The sequence below is a fragment of the Leifsonia psychrotolerans genome (genome assembly GCF_013410665.1).
Taxonomy (GTDB): domain Bacteria; phylum Actinomycetota; class Actinomycetes; order Actinomycetales; family Microbacteriaceae; genus Cryobacterium; species Cryobacterium psychrotolerans_A.
Map to the genome: position 1 here is coordinate 2,085,941 of NZ_JACCFM010000001.1, position 21,908 is coordinate 2,107,848.

Annotated in this window: 24 protein-coding genes; 8 read left to right on the top strand and 16 right to left on the bottom strand. The window is 65.1% G+C overall.

Annotated features, from left to right (window positions below; genetic code table 11):
* Positions 1–29: 29 nt before the first annotated feature.
* From HNR05_RS09735 to HNR05_RS09745, 3 genes are all read right to left on the bottom strand, one after another.
* A complete protein-coding gene (locus HNR05_RS09735) occupies positions 30–2,213 on the bottom strand; it encodes an MMPL family transporter (RefSeq protein ID WP_179580779.1) in 2,184 nt (727 codons plus the stop codon).
* A 124-nt stretch (positions 2,214–2,337) separates the two neighbouring features.
* Positions 2,338–2,580, bottom strand: coding sequence for a zf-HC2 domain-containing protein (locus HNR05_RS09740; RefSeq protein WP_179578829.1), 243 nt, complete (start codon positions 2,578–2,580; stop codon positions 2,338–2,340).
* Positions 2,577–3,227, bottom strand: a complete 651-nt coding sequence (locus HNR05_RS09745) for a sigma-70 family RNA polymerase sigma factor (RefSeq protein WP_179578830.1) — start codon at positions 3,225–3,227, stop codon at positions 2,577–2,579. The genes HNR05_RS09740 and HNR05_RS09745 overlap by 4 nt, the downstream gene beginning before the upstream one ends.
* 125 nt (positions 3,228–3,352) lie before the next feature.
* On the opposite strand from HNR05_RS09745, the gene aroA reads away from it, so the two are divergent.
* From aroA to bcp, 3 genes are read left to right on the top strand one after another with little or no spacing between them, the layout of a single operon-like run.
* Complete coding sequence (aroA, locus tag HNR05_RS09750; RefSeq protein WP_179578831.1) at positions 3,353–4,711, top strand: 3-phosphoshikimate 1-carboxyvinyltransferase; 1,359 nt, start codon at positions 3,353–3,355, stop codon at positions 4,709–4,711.
* On the top strand, positions 4,712–5,761 hold the full coding sequence (gene rsgA / locus HNR05_RS09755; protein WP_179578832.1) for a ribosome small subunit-dependent GTPase A: 1,050 nt from the start codon (positions 4,712–4,714) through the stop codon (positions 5,759–5,761).
* 27 nt (positions 5,762–5,788) lie between these two features.
* On the top strand, positions 5,789–6,268 hold the full coding sequence (gene bcp, locus HNR05_RS09760) for a thioredoxin-dependent thiol peroxidase (protein ID WP_179578833.1): 480 nt from the start codon (positions 5,789–5,791) through the stop codon (positions 6,266–6,268).
* Between the two features lie 54 nt (positions 6,269–6,322).
* Here the strand turns inward: bcp and HNR05_RS09765 are convergent, their stop codons facing one another.
* The 7 genes from HNR05_RS09765 to HNR05_RS09795 all read right to left on the bottom strand — a co-directional run bounded on the left by HNR05_RS09765 (position 6,323) and on the right by HNR05_RS09795 (position 12,764).
* Positions 6,323–7,081, bottom strand: coding sequence for an ATP-binding cassette domain-containing protein (locus HNR05_RS09765; protein ID WP_179578834.1), 759 nt, complete (start codon positions 7,079–7,081; stop codon positions 6,323–6,325).
* Positions 7,078–7,869: an ATP-binding cassette domain-containing protein gene (locus tag HNR05_RS09770; protein ID WP_179578835.1), complete on the bottom strand. Its 792-nt coding sequence runs from the start codon at positions 7,867–7,869 to the stop codon at positions 7,078–7,080. The genes HNR05_RS09765 and HNR05_RS09770 overlap by 4 nt, the downstream gene beginning before the upstream one ends.
* A complete protein-coding gene (locus HNR05_RS09775; RefSeq protein ID WP_179578836.1) occupies positions 7,866–8,726 on the bottom strand; it encodes an ABC transporter permease in 861 nt (286 codons plus the stop codon). Before HNR05_RS09775 ends, HNR05_RS09770 begins: the two co-directional genes overlap by 4 nt.
* On the bottom strand, positions 8,723–9,685 hold the full coding sequence (locus HNR05_RS09780) for an ABC transporter permease (protein ID WP_179578837.1): 963 nt from the start codon (positions 9,683–9,685) through the stop codon (positions 8,723–8,725). Before HNR05_RS09780 ends, HNR05_RS09775 begins: the two co-directional genes overlap by 4 nt.
* Before the next feature lie 201 nt (positions 9,686–9,886).
* On the bottom strand, positions 9,887–11,383 hold the full coding sequence (locus tag HNR05_RS09785; RefSeq protein ID WP_179578838.1) for an ABC transporter substrate-binding protein: 1,497 nt from the start codon (positions 11,381–11,383) through the stop codon (positions 9,887–9,889).
* A gap of 149 nt (positions 11,384–11,532) precedes the next feature.
* Positions 11,533–12,303 (bottom strand): DUF1684 domain-containing protein, encoded by a 771-nt coding sequence (locus HNR05_RS09790; RefSeq protein ID WP_179578839.1) that lies wholly within the window; start codon positions 12,301–12,303, stop codon positions 11,533–11,535.
* A gap of 59 nt (positions 12,304–12,362) precedes the next feature.
* Positions 12,363–12,764, bottom strand: a complete 402-nt coding sequence (locus tag HNR05_RS09795) for a hypothetical protein (protein WP_343062544.1) — start codon at positions 12,762–12,764, stop codon at positions 12,363–12,365.
* A gap of 262 nt (positions 12,765–13,026) precedes the next feature.
* On the opposite strand from HNR05_RS09795, the gene HNR05_RS09800 reads away from it, so the two are divergent.
* Positions 13,027–13,275, top strand: coding sequence for a WhiB family transcriptional regulator (locus HNR05_RS09800; protein ID WP_035837005.1), 249 nt, complete (start codon positions 13,027–13,029; stop codon positions 13,273–13,275).
* A gap of 84 nt (positions 13,276–13,359) precedes the next feature.
* On the opposite strand, the gene HNR05_RS09805 is transcribed toward HNR05_RS09800, so the two are convergent.
* Complete coding sequence (locus HNR05_RS09805; protein WP_179578840.1) at positions 13,360–14,853, bottom strand: histidine kinase N-terminal domain-containing protein; 1,494 nt, start codon at positions 14,851–14,853, stop codon at positions 13,360–13,362.
* Between the two features lie 73 nt (positions 14,854–14,926).
* Between HNR05_RS09805 and HNR05_RS09810 the strand changes: the two genes are divergently transcribed.
* Both HNR05_RS09810 and HNR05_RS09815 read left to right on the top strand, forming a co-directional pair.
* Positions 14,927–15,388 carry a hypothetical protein gene (locus HNR05_RS09810; RefSeq protein ID WP_179578841.1) on the top strand — a complete coding sequence of 154 codons (462 nt, stop codon included), beginning with the start codon at positions 14,927–14,929 and terminating at the stop codon, positions 15,386–15,388.
* On the top strand, positions 15,385–17,046 hold the full coding sequence (locus HNR05_RS09815; protein WP_179578842.1) for a DUF5671 domain-containing protein: 1,662 nt from the start codon (positions 15,385–15,387) through the stop codon (positions 17,044–17,046). The genes HNR05_RS09810 and HNR05_RS09815 overlap by 4 nt, the downstream gene beginning before the upstream one ends.
* Here HNR05_RS09815 and HNR05_RS09820 read toward each other — a convergent pair.
* Genes HNR05_RS09820 through HNR05_RS09830 form a run of 3 tightly spaced genes read right to left on the bottom strand, consistent with a single transcriptional unit; the run spans position 17,043 to position 19,634 of the window.
* Entirely contained in the window at positions 17,043–17,702 is a 660-nt protein-coding gene (locus HNR05_RS09820) for an IMPACT family protein (RefSeq protein WP_179578843.1), read from the bottom strand. The two genes, HNR05_RS09815 and HNR05_RS09820, sit on opposite strands and share 4 nt — an antisense overlap.
* Before the next feature lie 28 nt (positions 17,703–17,730).
* Positions 17,731–18,999, bottom strand: a complete 1,269-nt coding sequence (locus tag HNR05_RS09825; RefSeq protein ID WP_179578844.1) for a CpaE/TadZ family protein — start codon at positions 18,997–18,999, stop codon at positions 17,731–17,733.
* A 2-nt stretch (positions 19,000–19,001) separates the two neighbouring features.
* Positions 19,002–19,634, bottom strand: a complete 633-nt coding sequence (locus tag HNR05_RS09830) for a hypothetical protein (protein WP_179578845.1) — start codon at positions 19,632–19,634, stop codon at positions 19,002–19,004.
* A gap of 142 nt (positions 19,635–19,776) precedes the next feature.
* Between HNR05_RS09830 and HNR05_RS09835 the strand changes: the two genes are divergently transcribed.
* Positions 19,777–20,082 (top strand): helix-turn-helix domain-containing protein, encoded by a 306-nt coding sequence (locus tag HNR05_RS09835; protein ID WP_179578846.1) that lies wholly within the window; start codon positions 19,777–19,779, stop codon positions 20,080–20,082.
* A 38-nt stretch (positions 20,083–20,120) separates the two neighbouring features.
* Here the strand turns inward: HNR05_RS09835 and HNR05_RS09840 are convergent, their stop codons facing one another.
* On the bottom strand, positions 20,121–20,747 hold the full coding sequence (locus HNR05_RS09840; protein WP_179578847.1) for a hypothetical protein: 627 nt from the start codon (positions 20,745–20,747) through the stop codon (positions 20,121–20,123).
* Between the two features lie 204 nt (positions 20,748–20,951).
* Here HNR05_RS09840 and HNR05_RS09845 point away from each other — a divergent pair, with 204 nt between their 5' ends.
* Positions 20,952–21,389, top strand: coding sequence for an Rv3235 family protein (locus tag HNR05_RS09845; RefSeq protein ID WP_218868862.1), 438 nt, complete (start codon positions 20,952–20,954; stop codon positions 21,387–21,389).
* Here the strand turns inward: HNR05_RS09845 and HNR05_RS09850 are convergent.
* Positions 21,376–21,813 carry a DUF2871 domain-containing protein gene (locus tag HNR05_RS09850; RefSeq protein ID WP_179578848.1) on the bottom strand — a complete coding sequence of 146 codons (438 nt, stop codon included), beginning with the start codon at positions 21,811–21,813 and terminating at the stop codon, positions 21,376–21,378. The two genes, HNR05_RS09845 and HNR05_RS09850, sit on opposite strands and share 14 nt — an antisense overlap.
* Between the last annotated feature and the right edge of the window lie 95 nt (positions 21,814–21,908).

The window sequence follows — 21,908 nt, forward strand, 5'->3', positions numbered from 1 at the left end:
GGGAGCCGCCATCCGTGCAGTCGGGGCCGTCAGCGCCGGGAAAGCTTCGACGGCCACCACATCTCTCGACCGATGTCGTGGGCCAGTGCCGGCACCAGCAGCGAGCGCACCAGAAAGGTATCGAGCAAGACACCGAACGCCACGATGAATGCGATCTGGGCCAGGAACAGGATCGGCAGCACCCCCAGCGCTGCAAACGTCGCGGCCAAGACGACACCGGCCGAGGTGATGACGCCGCCGGTTGCGACGAGGCCGCGCAGGATTCCCTCCCTCGTGCCGTGCCGGATCGATTCCTCACGCACCCGGCTCATCAGGAAGATGTTGTAGTCGACACCCAGTGCCACCAAGAAGACAAACCCGTAGAGGGGAACAACCGGGTCGGCACCCGGAAAGCGCAGCACGTCGTTGAACACCCAGGCCGACACACCGAGGGTCGCCCCGAACGACAGCACAACCGTCCCCATCAGCAACAGCGGTGCAACGATCGCGCGCAGCAGCAACATGAGGATCAGCAGGATCACGACCAGAATGATCGGGATGATCAGGGTGCGGTCACGGATCGCCGTGTCGTTGGTATCGATGGCAATCGCCGTCGTTCCTCCGACGAGGATTCCCGCGTTGACCTCGGACACGTCGACTCTCAGCTGACGTACCGTCTGTTCCGCAGCCGGCGAGTCACCGGCGGCGTTCAACGTGGCCTGAATCATCACTTCGCCGTTGACGACAGTCGGCTCCGCGACCGGCGTGCCGGGAGGACCCACGGCCTGAAGTCCTTCGGTCGTGATCGGAGTGGTGCCACTCACCGAGTCTTTCGCGAGCACCGAGACGGAATCCACCCCGTCGTTGCTGAGCAGCACGTCGGCCATCTTCTGCAGATCGGCCTGAGGGCCAACCACAAGGGCCGGTGTGCCGGAGCCGCCCGGGAAGTGCTCACCGAGCGCGGCCTGACCGTCACGCGCTTGCGAGGCACCGAGAACGAAGTCGCTCTGGGAGATGCCATCCGCCTTGAGTTGGAACACACCGAGAGAGGCGACGAGCAAGATCAGGGTCGAAGCGACCCAGACCAGACGCGCACGCGTGCTGACCACGCGGGCCAGCTTCGGCCAGATGCCCTTCGCCCCGGCTCCGGACAGAGCGGGGTGCACGGAACCGAACCTCGGACGCACCGGCCAGAATGCCGTCCGTCCGGCCCACAACAACAGTGCCGGCAAAAGCGTCAATGCTGCGACGATCGCGAAGGCAATCCCGATCGCCGCCACCGGACCGAGTGATTTGTTGGTGTTGAGATCGCTGAAGAGCAAGCAGAGCAGCGCCGCGATGACGGTACCCCCGGAAGCGAGAATGGGCTCGAATGACCCGCGCAGCGCCGTCCAGGTCGCGTCCCACTTATGTTCTTTGTCACGCAGAGCTTCTCGAAAACGCGACACGTACAGCAGGGAGTAGTCCGTCGCCGCACCGATCACAAGAATGAAGAGGATGCCTTGGGTCTGCCCGGTCAGGGTGAGCGCGCCGGCCCGCGCGAGCGCGACGACCACGAGCACGGAGGCACAGAGCGCCGACAGACTTGTGCCGAGCACGATCAGCGGGAGCAGTGGTGAACGGTAGACGAGGATCAGGATGATGAACACGGCGCCGAGCGCAGTGAGCAGCAGAATCCCATCGATTCCGGCGAAGGCGCCGGTCAGATCGGCGAGCAGTCCGGCCGGCCCGGTCACAAACGTGGTCACCCCGTCGATCGGCTGATCCGCCAGGGTCGCCCTGATCTCGTCGACCACAGTGGCCGTCGTATAGTTCGAGTCGATCGGCAGGATGACTTCGGCGGCCGCCTTGTCGTTCGAGATCAGAATCGGCGACGCCGACCCAGAGAACACACCGTCCAGCTTCTCGAGCGTGCTGACCCGCTCATCGATCGCGGTGAGATCGGAGTCGCTCAGGCCGCCGTCTCGAACAAAGAGAACCACACCGGGCACCGATTCGCTGCCACGGAAGTCCGACTGCAGCAGCTGTACCTTGGTGGCGTCAGCGCTGGCCGGAAGCTGCTGCACCGCATCATTGGTCGACACCGCGCTGATCTGACCGAACGACGCCCCTCCTGCACCGAAGAGGGCGAACCACACCAGAAGCACAACAGTGGGCAGCAGGATGCGCAACCACCCGGGCACCCGCGACCGCGAATCGCCCTGCGCACCGGAAGAAGAGGGGGACGCTTTCATCACATCTCTGAAGGTAGTCCTCTCATGGAACAATCTTCAGAAAATCCTGTGGCCTCGAAGTCGACCGATGAGAGCCAGCCGACGACCCGAGCGGGGCACGTCGTGCTGGGCCCGGTCGGAACTGCTAGTGCCCGGACTGAATGGCGCGCAGTTTCAGCAGCACCATGTCCCGCAGGTCTTCCGGCGCGGTTTCCTTACAGGCACGCTGCATCACCTCGATGAGCGTGATGCCCACCAGGTGTTCGCTGCTGCAGTCCGAGCAGCTGGCCAGGTGCTCCCGCACATCCGCTGCGTCTTCCCGGCACAATTCGTTGTGCAAGTACTCTTCGAGCTCGGCCTTGGCCTTCTCGCATCCGCAATCTGTCATTTCTTCGCACTCCCGGGCGGTGTCTGGCTGCTGCTGTTCTGACCGGTGCCGAGCCCGCGCTCGGCCGCATAGCCCGACAGCAGATCGCGAAGAAGTCGTCTGCCCCGATGCAGTCGGCTCATCACTGTGCCAATTGGTGTTTTCATGATCTCGGCGATCTCCTGGTAGGAGAACCCTTCGACATCGGCGAAGTAGACGGCCAACCGAAAATCTTCTGGAATCGACTGCAGCGCTTCTTTGACGGCACTGTCCGGCAGGTGGTCGATGGCCTCAGCCTCGGCCGACCGACTGGCCATGGCTGTGGTCGATACTGCCCCGCCGAGCTGCCAGTCCTCGAGCTCGTCAATCGTTCCCTGATAGGGCTCGCGCTGCTTCTTGCGATAGGTGTTGATGAAAGTATTGGTCAGAATCCGGTACAGCCAGGCCTTGAGGTTAGTGCCCTGCTCAAACTGTTTGAATGCAGCAAATGCCTTCACAAAGGTCTCTTGTACCAAATCTTGCGCATCGGAGGGATTGCGCGTCATGCGCATCGCCGCGGCGTAAAGCTGATCGATGAACGGCAGGGCCTGTTCCTCGAATAAGTCGCGCTTATCGGCCAATTCAACGTTCTCCGGCGGCGTGGAGGGCGAAGGCGTGTCGTGAGTCATCACCGGCAATCCTAAGCCGTCGACCGCTGGCCCACTACGTCTGCCCGACTTCGGCCGCTCCATAAGCTGTCGTGCTGCCACTCGCACCTCCCTCTTCCATCAATCACCGACTATTCTGATAACCAATGCTGATCTCGAGATATTCCAAACCGGAGTTCAACCCTTACGGCGACACGGCGCCGGATGACGCGGCCACGCTTTGGCCGGCGCCCGAGGCACACGGCCCGCTCGCCGCCACACTTGGGCTTCCCGGCTCAAAATCGCTGACCAATCGCGAACTCGTGCTGTCCGCTCTGGCCGACTCGCCCTCACTGCTTCGCGCGCCGCTGCACTCCCGTGACAGCGATCTGATGGTCGCGGCCCTCCGTCAGCTCGGCACCACCATCGACGCTGTTCCGGGCGAGGGCGCCTTCGGCGACGACCTGCGGATCACACCGGGTGAGCTGTTCGGCTCCACCACCATCGACTGCGGTTTGGCCGGAACCGTCATGCGCTTTCTGCCGGTTGTGGCCACTCTGGCGCTCGGACCGACGACCTTCGACGGCGACGAGGGCGCACGCCGCCGCCCCATGGCGACAACTGTTTCGTCGCTGCGCGCACTCGGAGCCGACGTCAATGACGACGGCCGTATGGCGCTACCGTTCACGGTGCACGGGAGCGGCTCGCTGCCCGGTGGTGAGGTCACCATCGACGCCGGCTCGTCCAGCCAGTTCGTGTCGGCCCTGCTCCTGGCCGGCGCCCGGTTCGAGAAGGGGCTGCATCTGCGTCACAGCGGCGAGCGCCTGCCCAGCCTGCCGCACATCGACATGACGATCGCCACTCTCGCCGGTCGTGGCGTGACGGTCGAGAGCCCCGCACTCGGCGAGTGGATGATCAGCGCCGGCCCGATTGCCGGCGCCGAGATTGACATTGAGCCCGATCTGTCGAACGCCGCGCCGTTCCTCGCCGCCGCACTCGTCGCCGGAGGCAGCGTCACCATCACCGGTTGGCCGCAGCGCACCACCCAGGTCGGGGCCAATCTGATCGACCTTCTCCCGCGCTTTGGGGCCACAGTGACTCGCACCGCCGACAGCGTCACGGTCACCGGTGGCGAGAGCATCCGCGGGGTCACCCTTGACCTCTCGACGGGCGGTGAGCTCGTTCCGAACCTCGTGGCGCTGGCCGCCCTGGCCGACTCGCCGAGTACCATCACGGGCATCGGCCACATCCGCCACCACGAAACCGATCGCTTGGCGGCCCTTGCGGCCGAGATCAACGGGCTGGGCGGCAACGTCACCGAACTCGAAGACGGCCTGCAGATTGAACCGCGCCCTCTGCACGGCGGACCGTGGCGCAGTTACGACGACCACCGGATGGCGACCACCGGTGCCATCATCGGCCTTGCTGTTGCCGGCGTCGAGATCGAGAACATCGGCACCACAGCCAAGACCCTGCCACAGTTCGCCGACCTCTGGCGCGCTCTCGTCGGTGAGGCAGCGCTCTAGATGAGCTGGTGGACCACCGACGAAGACGACGAACCAGAATTCGACGAGTCCAGTGTGCGGGTGCGCCCCAACCGCAAGGGAAATAAGCCGCGCACCAAGATTCGGCCCGACCATGACAACGCTCTCACCGCTCGCGTTCTCGCCGTCGATCGTGGCCGTTACACCGTCATGCTCGACGAGGATCTGCCCACCGAACGCCGGGTCACCGCCGCGCGGGCCAGCGAACTGCGCAAGAAGGCGGTGGTCACGGGAGACCGCGTCGATATCGTGGGAGACACGACGGGCGCGGAGGGCAGCCTCGCGCGCATCGTGCGCATTGTGCCGCGCACCACGTTGCTGCGCCGCAGCGCCGACGACACGGATGCCGTCGAACGCGTCATCGTCGCCAACGCCGACCAGATGCTCATCGTGGTGGCAGCGGCGAATCCTGAGCCACGCATCCGTTTGGTGGACCGGTACCTCGTGGCCGCCTACGACGCCGGCGTCTCCCCCATTCTCTGCATCACCAAGACCGATTTGGCCGACCCTGCCGAATTTCTGAGCAACTTCGCCGGGCTTGACCTGCCTGTGTTCGAGAGTCGGGAAGACATCATGCCGCTCGAGCAGATCACCGCCGCGCTCGTCGGGCACGACACGGTCTTCGTTGGGCACTCCGGAGTGGGCAAGTCCACCCTCGTGAACGCGCTGGTACCAAATGCGAAGCGGGCTGTCGGCGTGGTGAACACGGTGACCGGCCGCGGACGACACACGTCCTCGTCCACGATCTCCCTGCGTCTCGAAACCGATGAGGGTCGCGGCTGGGTCATCGACACTCCCGGCGTGCGTTCGTTCGGGCTCGGACATATCAACACCGACAACATCCTCAAGGCGTTCACCGATCTCGCCACGATCGCCGAGACCTGCCCGCGTGGGTGCACCCATCTGCCGGATTCCCCCGACTGCGCCATCATGGAGGCCGTCGAGGCCGGCAGGCTGGGCGAGACGGGTACGGCCCGTCTTGACTCTTTGCAGCGCCTACTCGCGACGTTCGCGAACGCACCGGCCCACTGACCGAGCGGCAGCGGGTAGCGTGGAGTCATGACTGACTCCACGCGCCTTGCAGCCGGCGACCCAGCCCCCACGTTCACGCTGCGTAACCAGGATGGCGCATCCGTCTCGCTCTCCGACTTCGCAGGCCAGAATGTTGTGCTCTACTTCTACCCGGCGGCGATGACACCGGGCTGCACGACGCAGGCCTGTGACTTCCGCGACAGCCTGGGCTCCCTCGCGGCCGCCGGCTACCAGGTGCTCGGCGTGTCGAAGGATTCCCCAGCCACCCTCACGAAGTTCCAGGAGCGCGACGCCCTCACCTTCCCGTTGCTCAGCGACGAAGATCTCACTGTGCACAACGCCTACGGCGCGTACGGCGAGAAGAACCTCTACGGCAAAATCGTCACCGGTGTGCTGCGCTCGACCTTCGTGATCGACGAAGCCGGCACGATCGAGCTCGCTCTCTACAATGTGAAGGCCACCGGCCATGTTTCGAGCCTGCGCAAGAAGCTGGGCCTCGCGGCGTAACCCACGCAGCAACCGGTCACCCGGATCCGGGGACGGCGAACACGAGCGGGCGGGCTACGGCAGCCGCGGCACCGCCGCGATCAGCCGACGCGTGTAGTCCTCGCGCGGTGCGCCGAGCACCGTGGCTGTCGCCCCCTGCTCCACCACCCGGCCGTTCTGCAACACCACCGTTTCGGCGCACAGCGAAGCGACGACGCTGAGATCATGCGAGACCATCAGCACCGTCAGACCCTGCGCCGCGCCGAGTTCAGCCAACAACTCCATGATCTGGATGCGCGTCGTCACGTCGAGCGCACTCACCGGCTCGTCCGCGAGCACGAGCTTCGGCCCGGGGGCGATGGCCCGGGCGATGGCGATGCGCTGCCGCTGTCCGCCCGAGAATTCGTGGGGGTAGCGCGTGGCGGCATCCGTCGACAGCCCCACCGACTCGAGGGCCGCGGCAACTCGGGCCGCGGCATCCGCACCGGTGGCCAGGCCGAGCGAGCGCAGTGGCTCCGCGATGATCTGCGCGACGCTCTGCCGCGGATCGAGCGACGAATACGGGTCTTGGAAGACCGTCTGCACGCTGCGTCGGAACCGGCGCATCTGGGCCCGGTTGCGCGGCACCAGCGGCTCGCCTCCGAAGAGAATCTGCCCGCTGGTGGGCGACGCGAGGCCGAGCAGAAGTCGCAAGAGTGTCGTCTTACCCGAACCCGATTCGCCCACGAGGCCCACGCTACGTCCCTCGGTCACGGCGAATGACACATCGTCGAGCGCCTGCGCCCCTCCGCGGTAGGCGAAACTGGCCGCGCGCAGCTCCAGGATGGCGCTCACGAGATGTCCAGCGCGTGATCGAGCGTGCGTGCACTCCGCACGAGTTCGGCCGTATACGGATGCTGTGGGGCCGATAGCAGCGCCGTCAACGTTCCCCGCTCCACGGCAACGCCTGCGCGCAGCACGATCACCCGATCCGTCATGCGGGCGACCACGGCCAAGTCGTGGCTGACGAAGAGCAACGCCATGCCACGTTCGGCGACGATACGGTCGAGCAGATCGAGCACGTCCGCCTGCACCGTCACGTCGAGCGCTGTCGTGGGTTCGTCGGCGATCAACAACTCGGGCCGGCAGGCGAGGGCGATCGCAATCGCCACCCGCTGCCGCTGCCCGCCCGAAATTTCATGCGGATAGGCCGACGCAATACGTTCGGGGTCAGGCAGACTCACCTCGGCGAGCGCTGCCACGATGCCGGCACGCAACTGCGCGCCGCGCAGCCCCTGATGGCGGCGCAGGGGTTCGGCCACCTGATCTCCGAGCCGCATGAGCGGGTCGAGCGCGGTGAGCGGGTCCTGAAAGACGACGGCCGCGACCCGCCCGCGCAGTGGCACGAGGCTGCGTTCGGCAGCGCCGATCACCTGGGTTCCGGCGAGGAGCACGCTGCCGGTCGACACCAAACCGGTCGGCAAAAGGCCTGTCACAGCGAAGGCCGTGAGCGACTTGCCCGACCCCGACTCACCGATCAGTCCCAACCGTTCGCCGGCGGCGAGGTCAAACGACAGCGTGTGCAGCAGCGGCAGCCCGTCACGGGTAGCCACAGATAGCTCTGAAACAGACAGCAGCGTCATCGTGATCGCCTCCGGGTTGGGTCGGCGACATCCCGCAGCCCGTCGGCGACGAGGTTGACTCCGATGACGAGAATCACCAAGGCGAGGCCGGGCGCGATGGCCCCGACCGGCGCGGTGGCCACCGTGCCCTGCGCCTCTTGCAGCATCCGACCCCACGACGCATTGGGCGGCGGGGCCCCCAGACCGAGGTATGACAGGCTCGCCTCGGCCAGCACAGCCACGCCGAATTGCAGGGCGAGACTCACACCGAGCGTCGGCGCGATGTTCGGCAGCACATGCTGACGGATGATCCCCGCCCAGCCGGTCCCACTGGTGCGCGCCGCGGTGATGTATTGCGCCGAGAGCACCCGTTTGGTGAGCACCCGGGTGAGCCGGGCGACGATCGCCGACATGGCCAAGCCGATGGCCAGTGTGGCGGACCAGAGCGAGGCCCCCTGCGCGGCGACGATCAGCATGGCGAGCAACAGCACGGGGAACGCGATCAGAATGTCGAAGATGGCCGAGAGTGTGTCGTCGAGCCAGTCTGTCGCGAACGCTGCGGCCAAGCCGAGCACGATGCCGAGAACTGCGGCAATGGCGACGGCCCCGGCGCCGACACTCAACGCAATGCGGGCGCCGACCATGAGCTGGCTGAGAAGATCCCGCCCGAGTTTGTCGGTGCCGAGCCAGTGAGCCGCACTCGGCGCCTCGAGCCTCGTGCCCGTGGTGTCGGCGAGCGGGTAGGGCAGCCAGAACAGTGAGACGATCGCGGTGACGACGACGAGGCCCACGCAGACGAGGCCGATCGAAAGGGTGAGCGAACGGCGAGTGCGTCGTCGCACTGGCGCCGGCGCATCCGCGTGAACCACGGCGCTCATCGATTCCCCGAGACGCTCGTGCGCAGCCGCGGGTCGATCAGTCGCTGCACAATGTCGGCGACGAAGCCGATGATCAGCACGGCCAGTGTCGAGATCAGCAGGACGCCCTGAATGTTCGGGTAGTCGTGCTGTGCGATGGCCCGCAGCAGCATGTTACCGAGACCGGGAAGGGTGAAGACGCTCTCGACGACGACGGCGCCGAGAAAAGTCGTCGCCAGCTCGATCCCCAAGATGGAGATCACCGGAACGGAGGCGTTGCGCAGGCCATGCCGCCACATTGCCACTCCGAAGCTCGAGCCTTGAGCGCGGGCGTTGCGCAGAAAGTCGCTGCCGAGCACGTCGAGGGTGGCGGACCGCACGTAGCGTGAAATTGAGGCCGTCATCACGAGCGAGACCGTGATGATCGGCAGGGCGAGCGAATGCAGTGCGGCGTCCGGATCGGCCCAGTCGTCACGCGGGAACCCGCCCGAGGGGAACCAACGCAGGTTCACGCTGAATACGCTCACAAGCAGGATGCCGACCCAGAAGGCCGGCACGGCAATGCCCAGTTGCGACACGGCCGAGAGCGCGGCACCGTACCACCGGTCGGACTTCCAGGCAGCGATGAATCCGATGAAGAGGGAGAGCACAACAGCGATGCCGAATGAGATCAGGGTCAACGGCACCGTGACGGCCAGTCGGGAGACGATCTCAGGGCCGACCGGCAACGAGCTGATGAATGAGCTGCCGAGGTTGAACGTGGCCATCTGCCCGAACCAGGTGACGAACTGCTCGCCGATGGGCTTGTCGCTGCCGACCTGCGCCTGGGCTGCGGCGACCTGCTCGGGTGTGGCGTTGACCGACAGCAGGGCGTTCGCCGGGTCTCCCGGCAGCAATCGCAGCAGCAGAAAAAGCACGACCATGGCCAGCAGCAGCGAGATCACCAAAAAGGCGAAGCGGCGCAGCAGATAGGTGGTCATGATTCTCTCAGATTACTGTTTGAGTCGGTGGTCGAGCCCCCAACCGGTGGTCGAGCCCCACCACCGATGGTCGAGCCCCCAACCGTTGGTCGAGCCCCCAACCGTTGGTCGAGCCCCCAACCGTTGGTCGAGCCTGTCGAGACCCCGTGCCCCGGTCTCACAACCGGCGCCCGCTCGTGACAGGCTCGACCCCGCGAGGTACTACTTCGTGGTGATGTCGTAGACGTAAAACTGCGAGTTCAAACCGTTCAGCGGGTATCCGCTCACGGCACTCGATGCGACGACGATCTGCGGGTAGAGGTACAACCACGCGCTGGCGGCGTCCTTCGCAATCTGTTCGTTGACGAGCTTGAGCTTCGCGGTCTGCTCGTCGACCGTCGCCGACTGCTCGGCCTCCGATACCCACTGGGTGACCTCGGGGTTGTTGTAGCCCCAGTAGAAGTCGGGGTTGCCGTACCAGACCACGTCCCGATCGTTCACGTGCTCCTGCAGGGTGGCCTCGAAGTCGCGGCTCTTGAAGACCTTCGTGTACCACTCATCCGAGCTGATCGGGTTGATGTTCACCGTCACGTTGACCTTGGCGAGCTCGCTCTTCAGAAACTCGGCGACGGCGGGGTGCGGGTCATAGGTCGGCGTGTCGAGGGTGAACGTGAAGCCGTTCGGGAAGCCGCCCTGGGCGAGCAGGGTCTTGGCCAACGCCGGGTCGTAGGGGTTCACGCTGGTGAGGTCTTCGTACCAGGGATCGGTCGGCGGAACCATCGAGCCGATCAGGCTGCCGTAGTCACCCCAGATCGAGTTCAGCAGCTTCGTACGGTCGATGGCCGAGTAGATTCCCTTGCGCACGTCGACGTTGTTGAACGGTGCGACCCTGTCGTTGAACGCGAGCAGTTCCTTCGTGGTGGAGTTGCCGTTGTTGACGGTGAAGTCGGGGTTGTTCTCGAACTGCGCGAGGGCATCGGGGCTCTGCACGCTCGTGACGATGTCGACCTGGTTGGTCAGCAGCGCATTTGCGAGCGCTGTCGCGTCGGTGAAGTAGTTGAAGACGACCTCGGGGTTCTTGGCCTTCGCGCCCCGGTAACCGTCCCACCGTTCGAGACTGAGCGAGCTGCCGCGCTTCCAGGTTCCGACCGTGTACGGGCCGGTCCCGTCCTCAGCGGTCTTCAGATCTTTCGCGTCCGTGTTGACAATCCAGATATAGCTCAGCAGGTAGGGCAACGAAATCGAACGGCTCGACAGATCGATCACGACTGTCGTGGCATCAGGGGTCTCGATTCCAGCGATCACGGCGAGGCTCGACTTGCGCGCAGACTGGGAGTCCTCGGCGGTGACGCGCTCGATGCTTGCCTTCACATCGGCGCTGGTGAGCGTCTTACCGGAGTGAAAGGTCACACCGGGCACGAGGGTGAACGTGTAGGTCAGACCGTCATCACTCACGGTGTATGCGCTGGCGAGCAGCGGTTCGACCGCGCCGTCATCGGTGAGCTTGAACAGCCCCTCATAGACGTTGCCGTTCAACGCCTCGGTGCCGCCCTGCCCACCACCGGCGGTGTTATCAAGGTTCTGAGGTTCGTAGATCGAACCGATTTCGATGGCCTTCGCCCCGGATGCGCTGGCATCGCTTGTCGAGGGAGCGCACCCCGCCAGGGCGAGGGTCGCGACGAGTGCGGCGGCAAGAACGGCCGTCGTGGATTTTTTCACGGAGAACTCCTGTGTGGATGACGAGTAGAAACGGGCAACTTCGCCCGACGAACACGAACCAAGACTCACCGGGCGTCGCGAGACGCCCGACTGTTCCAGCTCTCAGACCCGATCTTTCCGGTCGGGTCTGGTGAGCGGCACTGACTCAGTCAGTAGATGGAGTGGCCCCCGCGGAACTGAACAGCCTTCTCGCCGGCTTCGACTGGCACGAGGAAACGGTTGTTCCGTGGCGGCAAAGGACAGTTGTAGTGAATCGAAAAACCGCACGGCGGAACAAAAGCCTGATTGAAGTCGAGAATGACGGTGCCTGCCTCGCCGAACGCGCTGGCGGAACGGTGCACGAAGAGAAAACGGCCGGCTTCGTAGCTACCGGAGTCGTCGGCCACCCCGTTGCTTGCGTCGCCGAAGACCAGAAGCAGTGTGCCGTCGTCGTCGAAGGCACTGAACGTGTAGCCGACGCCGTCCCGAGTGAACGTGATGTCGCCGGGGACGACAAGGTTGCGGCTGCCGCCGTTGTCGCGAATGTGCTCGAACGGAATGGTGCGGTCGGCGTCGACGGGTGTGAACTCTGCTTCGATCACCCAGCTGGGGTCGAAATCCCACACCGAGACGGTGTCGAAGTTCACGATTGCAGGCGAAGCCGAATCCCAGAGACGGATGCCGCGTTCCGGCTCCCCCGTCGACAGGTTCGTGCGTGTCAGTGCCGTCGCGGTCACACTCGCGGGCTGGCCCTCGAGGGCGTCGTCGAGGGTGGTCGTGACATCGGCGTCCAGCCAACGCGTTTCGACCAGGGCGAGATTCCCGGTCGCCGAAACGACCGTGGCCAGGCGCGCAGCGCGCCAGCGCGCCCACCCGACGCGTGCGGCGTCAACGGCGGAGTCGGTAGCGTAGCGCTTCACGGAAAGCTCAGAAGTAGTCATGACCATTTCAGTGTGAACGTTGCACCCCCCTGCGCCTATTCCGATTTCGAAATATTTCGTTAGCCGGAGTTCCGCGTGGCGTCGATGACTTTCGGAGTGAAGAGCAGCACAAGCACAAGCACCGACGGGATCAGCAGCAGCCAGCCAAGGTCGGCACGAGCATAGAGACCTTGGAAGCAGCCGACGGCGACGGCGATCTGCATCAGCTGCCACACCACGGCCGGGCTCCGCATCCAGGATCGCCCACGCGCAGCACCGGCAGCGACGAGGCTGACCCCGATCGACGCGATCAGCACGATGGCCAGAATGACGAGCGCGCCCGGAACCGACGAGGGGGTCGACGTGAGGAACTCGAAGATCAGCCAGGCGACGGCCGCCCAGAGAAGTAACGCCTCAGCCCAGAGCAGGGTCGCGACGACGCGCAACCCGATCGGTGGTGCACCACGCGGGGCGTGTGACACAGAATCATCAGACTGGTTGGACTGTTCTCTCACAGGGGAATCCCATACAAAACTATTGATTTGATTTCTCTATTATGCGACCATATTTGAGGCCCGGTTGACGCTCACAGGGACGTGAGCTGATTTCAACGCGCAAAACCATTTTCAGGCACGCACACGCATGTATGGTTCACGCGTCAGCAGATCCGAATATTCCTGCAACCGGCACTCATCGCATTCTAGGCCGATCGGCCATGCAAACCCGCAATAAAGGAGCACCCCCATGGATTGGCGCGATAAAGCTGCCTGCCTCACTGCTGACCCGGAGCTTTTCTTTCCGGTCGGTAACACTGGTCCCGCAGTTGACCAGATCGAGAAGGCGAAGTCGGTGTGCGCACGGTGCAACGTCACGGAGGTATGCCTTCAGTATGCACTGGAGACAGGTCAGGATTCCGGAGTCTGGGGTGGCCTGAGCGAAGATGAGCGTCGCGCTCTGAAGCGTCGTGCCGCTCGGGCCCGCCGAGCGTCATAGCGGCACCCACACCACGTCAGGCGTGGGCCCTCCGGAGTGATCCGGAGGGCCCACGTCTTTTTGTACTGTGCGAGATTCGGGAGCCTAGCTCTCCACCATGTAGCGCAGCGGAATCTCGATCGTCACTTCGGTTCCGCTGCCCATCATGGTGTGCCAATCAATGGTTCCACTGAGTTCGCCCTGAATCAGGGTGCGCACAATCTGCGTGCCGAGCCCCGACCCCACTTTGCCCTCGGGCAGCCCGGATCCGTTGTCACGCACCCGCACGGTCAAGGTGTCTTCATCGCGCTCGGCTTCAATGGACACCTCGCCTTCGCGACCAGCAAGTCCGTGTTCGACGGCGTTCGTGACGAGTTCTGTCAGCGCCAGCGCCAGCGGGGTGGCGTAGGCACTCGGCAACGTGCCGAAACTGCCCGATGACTTCGGATGCGCCGTCGTGTTGTGAGCGCTTGCCACCTCGGCGATCAGGAGCAGGACACGGTCGAACACGGCGTCGAAGTCAACGCTCTGGCTCAGTCCCTCCGACAGGGTGTCGTGCACCACCGCGATTGCCGCAACACGGCGCATCGCCTGGTTCAGAGCTTCACGAGCCTCATCGGAGTGCGTGCGGCGGGCCTGAATGCGCAGCAGCGACGCCACCGTCTGCAAGTTGTTCTTGACCCGGTGGTGAATCTCCCGAATCGTGGCATCCTTTGTGATCAGCTCACGTTCCTGGTGGCGCAATTCCGTGACGTCGCGGCACAGCACCACGGCACCAGTGCGCTCACCACGGTTGCGGATCGGAATCGCCCGCAGCGACACCGTTACGCCGCGTGCTTCGATGTCGGTGCGCCACGGCGCTCGGCCGGTGACGACGAGAGGCAACGACTCGTCGACATCGGCTTTTCCGGTCAGCAGCCGCGTGGTGACCTCGGCGAGCGACTCCCCCTCGAGTTCATCTGGAAATCCGATTCGGTTGAAGGCCGACAGCGCATTGGGGCTCGCGAACGTCGTGATGCCATCCACGGCCAGACGGATCAACCCGTCCGATGCACGCGGGGCGCCGCGGCGGGGACCGGTCGGCGCGCCCAAGTCGGGGAAGTCCCCGGTGGCGATCATCGCGAACAAGTCGTTGGCGCAGTCGTTGAAGGTGAGCTCCTGGCGGCTCGGAGTGCGCGCTTCGCTCAAATTGGTGTGCCGAGTAAGCACCGCGATCGGGGCATCCGTCACCTGGGATCCCGACGTGCTGAGCCGCCGCATCACCGGAATGGCGCGGACCCGGGTCGGTGTCTCTTCATACCAATCAGGGGCCGTCGTGTCGACGATTCTCGCCGTTTCGAACGCTTCGGTCACCTGTTTGCGCCATTCCCCCTTGATCTGCTGACCCACGAAGTCGCGGTAGAAGAGGGTTGCGGCGCTCGACGGCCGCAGGTGGGCGACGGCGACGAAGCTGTCGGTCTCAGTGGGCACCCAAACGACGATGTCGGCGAAGGCGAGATCGGCGATGAGCTGGCCGTCTGCGATAAGCATGTGCAGCCAGTCCACATCCTCTGCGCTGCTGCGGCCTTGGGCAAGTACGAGTTCACTGAGCGTCGACACAGCTCTAGCCTACGGCCGCACACGGGTGCGCGTCGTTCACCTCTCGCGGCCACGGATGCAGGAAGCTGGACCTATGGACAAAATGCCCGGTCAACGAGACCGAACGCTCCACCTCTTAGTCGCGATCGTCGGCGCTGTCGTTGTGATCGCTGTCGCCGTCGTGCTGACGCGCGGCGCGACGCCACGCCTTGACGCGGCGACACCGGCCGGAACCGTTCAGCGGTACACCGAGGCCGTGCTCGCCGGCGACACGGATGCCGCACTCGCGCTCGTCGATCCGGCCTCGCTGTCCAACTGCTTCGGGGGCCACGATTCCACAAACAATCTGAGAATCACTCTGCGTGGGACCACCGAGAATGGCAGCAAGGCCGAGGTCGCGGTCACGTTCACCTCGACCTCCGACACCGGAGGGTTCAGCCCCGCGGAATCGGCTCAGGATGACAGGTTCACCCTGGTGAAGCGCGGCGACGTCTGGCTGATCACTTCCACGCCGTGGAACGTGACAGTCTGCCCACCAGAAGGGGGTACCTCATGACGATCTCAGCACCAATTCACGCGCCCGTGCGGCCGGCAGCCCAGGGCGTCGTTCGCCGACTCATCGTGTTCATCCTGTTATTCACACTTGTCGTGATCGTCGCGATCGGTCTCTCGGGGCTGCTGGGCCGGCTCCTCGACACGAGCGTCACGCTGGCCGGGTCCGATGTGACGGGCCTCGCCCAGTCGCTCGCCTTCACGTTCATCGCCGGCCCGCTGGCTGCACTTCTCGGCTGGTTCGTCTGGCGCAGCCTCCGTGATGAGCGGGAGCGGGCCACGATCAGCTGGGGCCTGTATCTCGCGGCGATTTCATCCGTTGCCGTCATCACCTTCTCCCTCTCGCTCCTCAGCGCTGCAAGCGATCTTCTCGCAGGAGAGTGGCGCCCGTCCGCAGCTGCGACGGCGATCGTGTGGGCCGGCGTCTGGTGCCTGCACCGCGTCATCTGGAGACGCCCGCAGACCGCGCCGCTGCGCTTAGCCGCGCTGGTTCCGCTCATCGGAGCGTGGTTCGGCATGGGCCTGCTCGTGGGCGGTGGAATCGGCGCCCTGGGCACACTCTTCCACGCCGCCGTCGACCGGTTCACCGATCCGGTCTCGATCGGTTCCTCGTGGTGGCTGTTCGCCGCTCAGTCAGCGCTCTGGTCTCTGGGGGGCGGCATACTCTGGTGGACTCAGTGGATCCATGACCGAGCGCGCGACAGGCCGAGTGCCTTCGCCTCGGTGCTGCTCATCGTGCTCGGCATCGGCGGCGGAGCATTGACCTGCCTCTTCGGCCTCGGCACCACGGTTTATGTGGTGTTGGACGTCGCATTCGACCGCAGCCAACCGCTCGCGGCCGTGCTCGACCCCCTGCCGACGGCGCTTGCCGCGGGACTGATCGGTGCCGTCGTTTGGCGCTACCATCACGTCGTCGTCACGCAACGATCCGTCGCGGTTCGCCTGTCGGAACGGCTCGTTCTCTCCGGCATCGGGTTGGCCGGCGCGGCCAGTGGCGTCGGGATTCTGGTGAACTCACTCCTCGCCGCAAGCGTGCCGACGTTCGCCGGCAACGACCTGCGCCCCCTCCTGCTTGCCGGGCTCAGCTCGCTGCTCGTCGCGGCACCGCTCTGGTGGATGGCCTGGAAGCCTGCGGCTGTGGTTCACGCGACGGCGGCTCGGTCGATGGGCCGACGCGTCTACCTCATCGCCATCTTCGGGGTGAGTGCCGTGGTTGCCCTGATCACGCTCCTGGTGATTGCCTATCGCCTCTTCGCGTTCACTCTGGAGGCTCACGCCGAGCTCAATCTTGTCGATCACGTCCGTGCACCCCTGGGCCTCTTGTTCGCAACCGCACTGACCGCTGGGTATCATTTTCGCGTCTGGCGCAACGATCGCGCGGCTTTCCCTCCTCTCATTCCGGTCGAGCCGATGATTCGACACGTTGTCCTTGTCACCGGAGCCGACCCGGAGCCGCTCAGCCAGGCGATTTCTGCGGTCTCTGGTGCGCAGGTCACCGTCTGGCCCCGTGCGGAGGCCGATGAGTTCGGTCCCACTGTCGAGAGCGTCGTCAGCGCGTTGAGCGGCGTCAGCGGTGAACGGATGTTGCTCCTGGCCGGCCCCGGCAGCCGAATCGAGGTCATCGCTCTCGTCGGCGATACAGGCGCCGCGACGGTTCGCTAATCGTCGAGTTCGACGTCGACCCATTCGCGTCCCAGGGGCGTGAGCACGGCATGGCCCGACGTCGCGGCGGCGACGATCGCGGCGAGCGCCGTCGCATCGGGATGGGTGAGTCGTACGATGGCTTGGGCCGCATAGTCGGTTCCGAGCACGGTCACACCGCGCTGGCGCAGCTCCGACTCGACAGATCCGGCATCCGCGTGTTCCAGCGCCACGCTGAACACCCCCCGTGCGGCGCGATGCACCACGAGACCTCGAGCGGATGCCAGGTCGATGGCACCCAGAACCGCCTCCGAATAAGCCCGGGTCAGTCCGCCGGCACCGAGCAGCACCCCGCCGAAGTAGCGCGTGACCACGGCCACACTGTCGATGAACCCGCGCCCGGTCAGCGCCTCCAACATCGGCCGGCCGGCTGTTCCCGACGGCTCGCCGTCGTCGTTCGAACGGCGTATCTGCCCGGGTTCGGTTGAGGAGCCCAGTACGAACGCGGAACAGTGATGGCGGGCGCCCGGGTCGTCGTGGCGCGCTTCGGCCACGACCTGGCGCGCTTCCCCCTCGGTCTCCACGCGCACGAGCCGGGTGAGAAAGCGGGAACGCTTCACCTCGAGTTCGCTGTCGGTGCGGGCACCCACACCCCGGCGAAGCGTCAGGTTTGTCATGGTTCCATTCTGGCGAACGACGTGCCGGTTAGCCCGCTTCCCGAGCCCGACGCCGGCGCGTCACTCGACCTGCGGAGGCTTCCCGCCGTTGCTCGCGCCGCGGCACCGGCGCGGGAGCGGGCAGAATCTCGGTGAGCACAAGCCGACGGATGCTGGCGCGCACGGCCGACTTCGGTGCGGCATCCCGCAGCGTGCGTCCGGTGAGCACCGCGTTGTCGACCGTGGCCACGTCCTGCGGCACCAGGACGACGTCAGTGATTCCGCCGAAGCGGCGCAGCGTCCCGCTGATCTGCCCCTTCGGGTCGATGCCGACCGCGCTTCGCCGCATCCGGTTCATCACGACACTCACGTTCGTAGTCGACAGAATCGTGCCCAGCTCCACCCAGGCCCGCAGAAAACGCGCCATCCCAACCGGATCGGCCAACCCGCAGGCCACGACGTGATCCGCCGCAGTGATCGTCGCCAGCGTCGCCGCGTTGCGACGTGGCGCGAAGAGGTCGCTCGAGATCTCCTCGTCGCTCTCCAGGCTGAACCCTGCGTCAATCACAACGTACTCGACCCACTGCCGCAGTGTCTGAATCGTGCGGGTGATCCGTTCGTCCGACAGTTCCGGCCAGCGCGAGGGCCCCCCGAGCCCGGTGAGCACCCAATACGCGCCCTGCGGCGAGGTGTAACGCTGCGCGATGCGCTCCAGCTCGGCAGGAGTCAAGGCATCGGCACCGGCCAACCGACAGGCTGCGGCGAAACCGGGAGCCTCATCGAGCAGGCCCAGCGCCGAGGCGACCGAACCACCGTAGGTATCGGCGTCGACGAGAGCGACGGTGTGCCCGCACGCCGCGATCTCGGCTGCGATGTTGATGGCCAGGGTCGTGCGCCCCGGCGCGCCGGCCGGCCCCCAGACCGCGACGACCCGACTTTGCGCAGCGTGCCCCTGGCGCACTCCGATTCGCAGAGGCACCGTCACGTCCGCGCCGAGGAGCGCCTCAATTTCGGCCCAGGCAGCGGTGGCATCGAGCACCTCGTACAGCCCGAGCGAGGCGGCATACCGGCGCCCGCTGTCTGAGCTGCAGAGCGCAACCACCCGCACACCACTCTCATCGCAGACGGTGAGCAGCTCCGCACTGAGCGTGACCCGATCGGCCTGCACGAGCACCACCTCCGGAGCCCGCTTGCCGATCGCCACGATGAGCTCTCGAGCTGTGGACTGTCTGGTCGTCACCGTATGGCCGTGTTCCACCAGGTCGACCAAGATACGGTCTTCAATCGTGTGGTCGATTGCCAGGGCCAGAATCGTCATGTTCAGCGCTCCAACCCGGCGTTGACGGGAACAACAGCGAGCGCATCACCGTTCGCAATGGCTTCCAACATCACCGGCACGGCGTCGCGGGGAACCAACAGTTCCACGTTGACGGCACCATCCGAAGCCAGAAACCCGGTAGCAGGTACGATTCGCACGATGGATGCCTGGTCGACGAGCACCGCTGGCGGCCCGAACTGTCCGCGGTCATCGTGTTTGGCCGACCACACGTCCACTACGCTTCCCGCGCCGATCGACGCGGCCAACGCGCCGCTCAACGGGGCGACGAGCCGGGTGACGTCGGCACCGGAGCGCGTGCCGACGGCGGATGCGGGAACAAGTTCTCCCTCCGCGATTGTGCGCGTGACGAGCAGTCCCTCCTCGGGAACTATCCCTGGTGTGAGGTAGAGCTCCGTGGTCCCGCCTAGTCTCACCTGCACGGAATCCAGGTCGCCCGGCGTGATCCGGTCCCCCACAGCGAGGGTCTCCCGTGCGGCGAGCACCGTGATCGTCGAGTCGGCCTGCGCCACAACCGCGACAACACCGACGACCGCACACACAACGAGTCCCAGTCCGATTGAGAACCGCGGATCGAACCAAAACCGGGTTCGACGGTTCCGAGTTGTGTCGCTCATCTGATGCCACCTCGCCTGTCACGCCACGAAGAAGCGTGCCCTTGGGTCCCAATCGTGGCGGCCCACGCCGTTTCACGTGCAAGTTATCCACAGCCCGCGTGCCCCACGGTTTCTCCCCTCGCCCCAGGCGCATAATCGGAGCATGACCGATTCCGTGTCCCCCGACTCTCTCGGGCGCTTTCTGACACTCACCGACACGGCCGAGATCCTGAGCATTTCGGCAGCGGATGCGCTTGATCTGGTGCGCACCGGAGAACTGCCCGCCATCCGCGTGGGTTCTGCCCATGCGTGGCGCGTCGAGCGCCGGGTGCTCGAGTCCTACATCGAGGCGAAATACGAAGAAGCGCGACGGCTGTCGCTCTGGGAGCAGTCAGACTTCGCGAATATTACCGAGCTCTCCGGCGGGCAGATCATCCGTCCCGAAACAGAACGCCCGCCGCGCGACTGAGTGCCTCATCGCTTCGGGTAGCGCGCCCGCCTCACGGTTCAACGCAGCAGCACCAGCTGGATCTGCGCGAGCGGAACGATACGGTATTCCGTGACGGCGTGTGCCCGTCGCGGTGAGTCCGCCGGATGCACAGCCACGTCGAGATGGTCACGACCGACGCGGTCGATGGTGCCGGTCAACGCCCCACGGGGCATGTGCACTACCACTGTCTTCCGGCGTCGACACAGGTCCCGCAAGACAAAGGGCAGGCCGATCCTGTCAATGAGGCGAGCCGCCGAATCGGCTTCGCTAGCCAGGGAGTCCGGGATCTGCTCGGGGGTCATCACCACGCCGGCGATGGCCGCGAATGGGAGCACACACATGGCGAGCGCGGACTGGCTACGGTGCTCCGTCATCCCGGTGTCGGCCGAAACGACGTCACCGGCCAACCAGTCTCTGCCGAACGTCGCCGGGCGCACAAGGATCGTCTCACCGGAAACCAGCACGATTCGCACCGGGAGAGTGCCGGTGCCGCCGCCTGCTCGGCTCAGGCCGATCAGTCGGCTCCGCACTGCAAGCCGCCCGAGACGCAGCCGTTCCTCCTCGGCACGCGCGTCACTGTCATCGACGTTCAACTCGTGCTCGAGCTGCCCTTCGAGGTCGTCAAACAGATTGTCCCAGCGCACACCCCGAAGCTAGTGGGCGTTGGAGCTGCGCGAGCGGGTTATCCACAGGGCCTAAAAGCGCTAGACAGCGGACCAGTCGAGTGGTTGAGTTCTCGCCAACGCACTTCACCCCCGAATGGGGGCCTGGCCTGGGCGGGAGGCCTGCGTTATTCGCGTGCCCGGGCATCCCGATGAGGCACTGTACAAACCCAGATCGGAGCTGGAATGAACGACCAAGTGGCCCGCACTCGGCGTGCTCAGGCCTCACCCGACAAGTTCACTCACGATGACTTCTTTGGCCAGCAGCCGAGTTCACGCAGCGAGCTCCCTGACCCCGAACCGCTCTTGATCAACCTCACCCGCTGTGTGATCGAGGTGCTCGCCGGCGCGCGAGACCTCGACCAACTCGCGCGGTGGGTTACCGACGATGTCTATAAGCATCTTCTGACCCGAGTCGTTCTATCAGCGAGAGCACGCGCCGTGACCGGACGCCGGGCGCAGCGGCCCACAATCACAATCGGTCACATCACGATGTCCGAGCCGCGTGACGGGGTGGTTGAGGCTGTCGTCATCGTGCACAGCAGGGTGCGGGTGCGCGCCGTCGCGTTGCGCTTGGAAGGCCTCGACAGCCGCTGGCGAGCGTGCGCAATTAACGTCCTGTAACGGACGTCGCCGGGTCGTCCTTCGTCGCCAGAATGCGGCTCCTCAGCGCGAGGAAGAGCAGCACCATCCCTGTCGAGAGCGCAATGTGACCCAGTCCCGCAATACCGGCGATCGCGCTACTCGACTCCTGGCCGACCACCGTCAGCGAACCGTGCACGGCAAGTGCGGCCGCGGTGACGACAAGCCCCGCGTTGTAGGTCCAGAAGAACCAGTTGAACAGGGAACTCTGCGTCAACCCAAACTGCTTCTCGAGCAACAGCACGATGAGCAAAACGATGAAGCCCAGGGTGAGCAGATGTGTGTGCACCAGGCCAAGTTGGGTGGCCCCGGTGAAATCGTGGGCCTTGGTGAACTCACGGTAATACAGGCCGGACAGGACGCCGACAATCATGTAGCCGAATGCGGCGTAGAACAATTTCATCATGTGTTCAGTCTGTCCGAGGGCATCCGTTGCAGACATCGAACTTAAGGTGGAAACCGGCGGCCCACAGGGCCGCCGGTCTCATACCTCCATTCAGG

Excerpts from the sequence above, each read along its gene's own strand:
- HNR05_RS09735 (WP_179580779.1), bottom strand. The coding sequence starts at position 2,213 with ATGAAAGCGTCCCCCTCTTCTTCCGGTGCGCAGGGCGATTCGCGGTCG.
- HNR05_RS09740 (WP_179578829.1), bottom strand. The coding sequence starts at position 2,580 with ATGACAGATTGCGGATGCGAGAAGGCCAAGGCCGAGCTCGAAGAGTAC.
- HNR05_RS09745 (WP_179578830.1), bottom strand. The coding sequence starts at position 3,227 with ATGACTCACGACACGCCTTCGCCCTCCACGCCGCCGGAGAACGTTGAA.
- aroA (WP_179578831.1), top strand. The coding sequence starts at position 3,353 with ATGCTGATCTCGAGATATTCCAAACCGGAGTTCAACCCTTACGGCGAC.
- rsgA (WP_179578832.1), top strand. The coding sequence starts at position 4,712 with ATGAGCTGGTGGACCACCGACGAAGACGACGAACCAGAATTCGACGAG.
- bcp (WP_179578833.1), top strand. The coding sequence starts at position 5,789 with ATGACTGACTCCACGCGCCTTGCAGCCGGCGACCCAGCCCCCACGTTC.
- HNR05_RS09770 (WP_179578835.1), bottom strand. The coding sequence starts at position 7,869 with ATGACGCTGCTGTCTGTTTCAGAGCTATCTGTGGCTACCCGTGACGGG.
- HNR05_RS09775 (WP_179578836.1), bottom strand. The coding sequence starts at position 8,726 with ATGAGCGCCGTGGTTCACGCGGATGCGCCGGCGCCAGTGCGACGACGC.
- HNR05_RS09780 (WP_179578837.1), bottom strand. The coding sequence starts at position 9,685 with ATGACCACCTATCTGCTGCGCCGCTTCGCCTTTTTGGTGATCTCGCTG.
- HNR05_RS09790 (WP_179578839.1), bottom strand. The coding sequence starts at position 12,303 with ATGACTACTTCTGAGCTTTCCGTGAAGCGCTACGCTACCGACTCCGCC.
- HNR05_RS09800 (WP_035837005.1), top strand. The coding sequence starts at position 13,027 with ATGGATTGGCGCGATAAAGCTGCCTGCCTCACTGCTGACCCGGAGCTT.
- HNR05_RS09810 (WP_179578841.1), top strand. The coding sequence starts at position 14,927 with ATGGACAAAATGCCCGGTCAACGAGACCGAACGCTCCACCTCTTAGTC.
- HNR05_RS09815 (WP_179578842.1), top strand. The coding sequence starts at position 15,385 with ATGACGATCTCAGCACCAATTCACGCGCCCGTGCGGCCGGCAGCCCAG.
- HNR05_RS09820 (WP_179578843.1), bottom strand. The coding sequence starts at position 17,702 with ATGACAAACCTGACGCTTCGCCGGGGTGTGGGTGCCCGCACCGACAGC.
- HNR05_RS09825 (WP_179578844.1), bottom strand. The coding sequence starts at position 18,999 with ATGACGATTCTGGCCCTGGCAATCGACCACACGATTGAAGACCGTATC.
- HNR05_RS09830 (WP_179578845.1), bottom strand. The coding sequence starts at position 19,634 with ATGAGCGACACAACTCGGAACCGTCGAACCCGGTTTTGGTTCGATCCG.
- HNR05_RS09835 (WP_179578846.1), top strand. The coding sequence starts at position 19,777 with ATGACCGATTCCGTGTCCCCCGACTCTCTCGGGCGCTTTCTGACACTC.
- HNR05_RS09845 (WP_218868862.1), top strand. The coding sequence starts at position 20,952 with ATGAACGACCAAGTGGCCCGCACTCGGCGTGCTCAGGCCTCACCCGAC.
- HNR05_RS09850 (WP_179578848.1), bottom strand. The coding sequence starts at position 21,813 with ATGATGAAATTGTTCTACGCCGCATTCGGCTACATGATTGTCGGCGTC.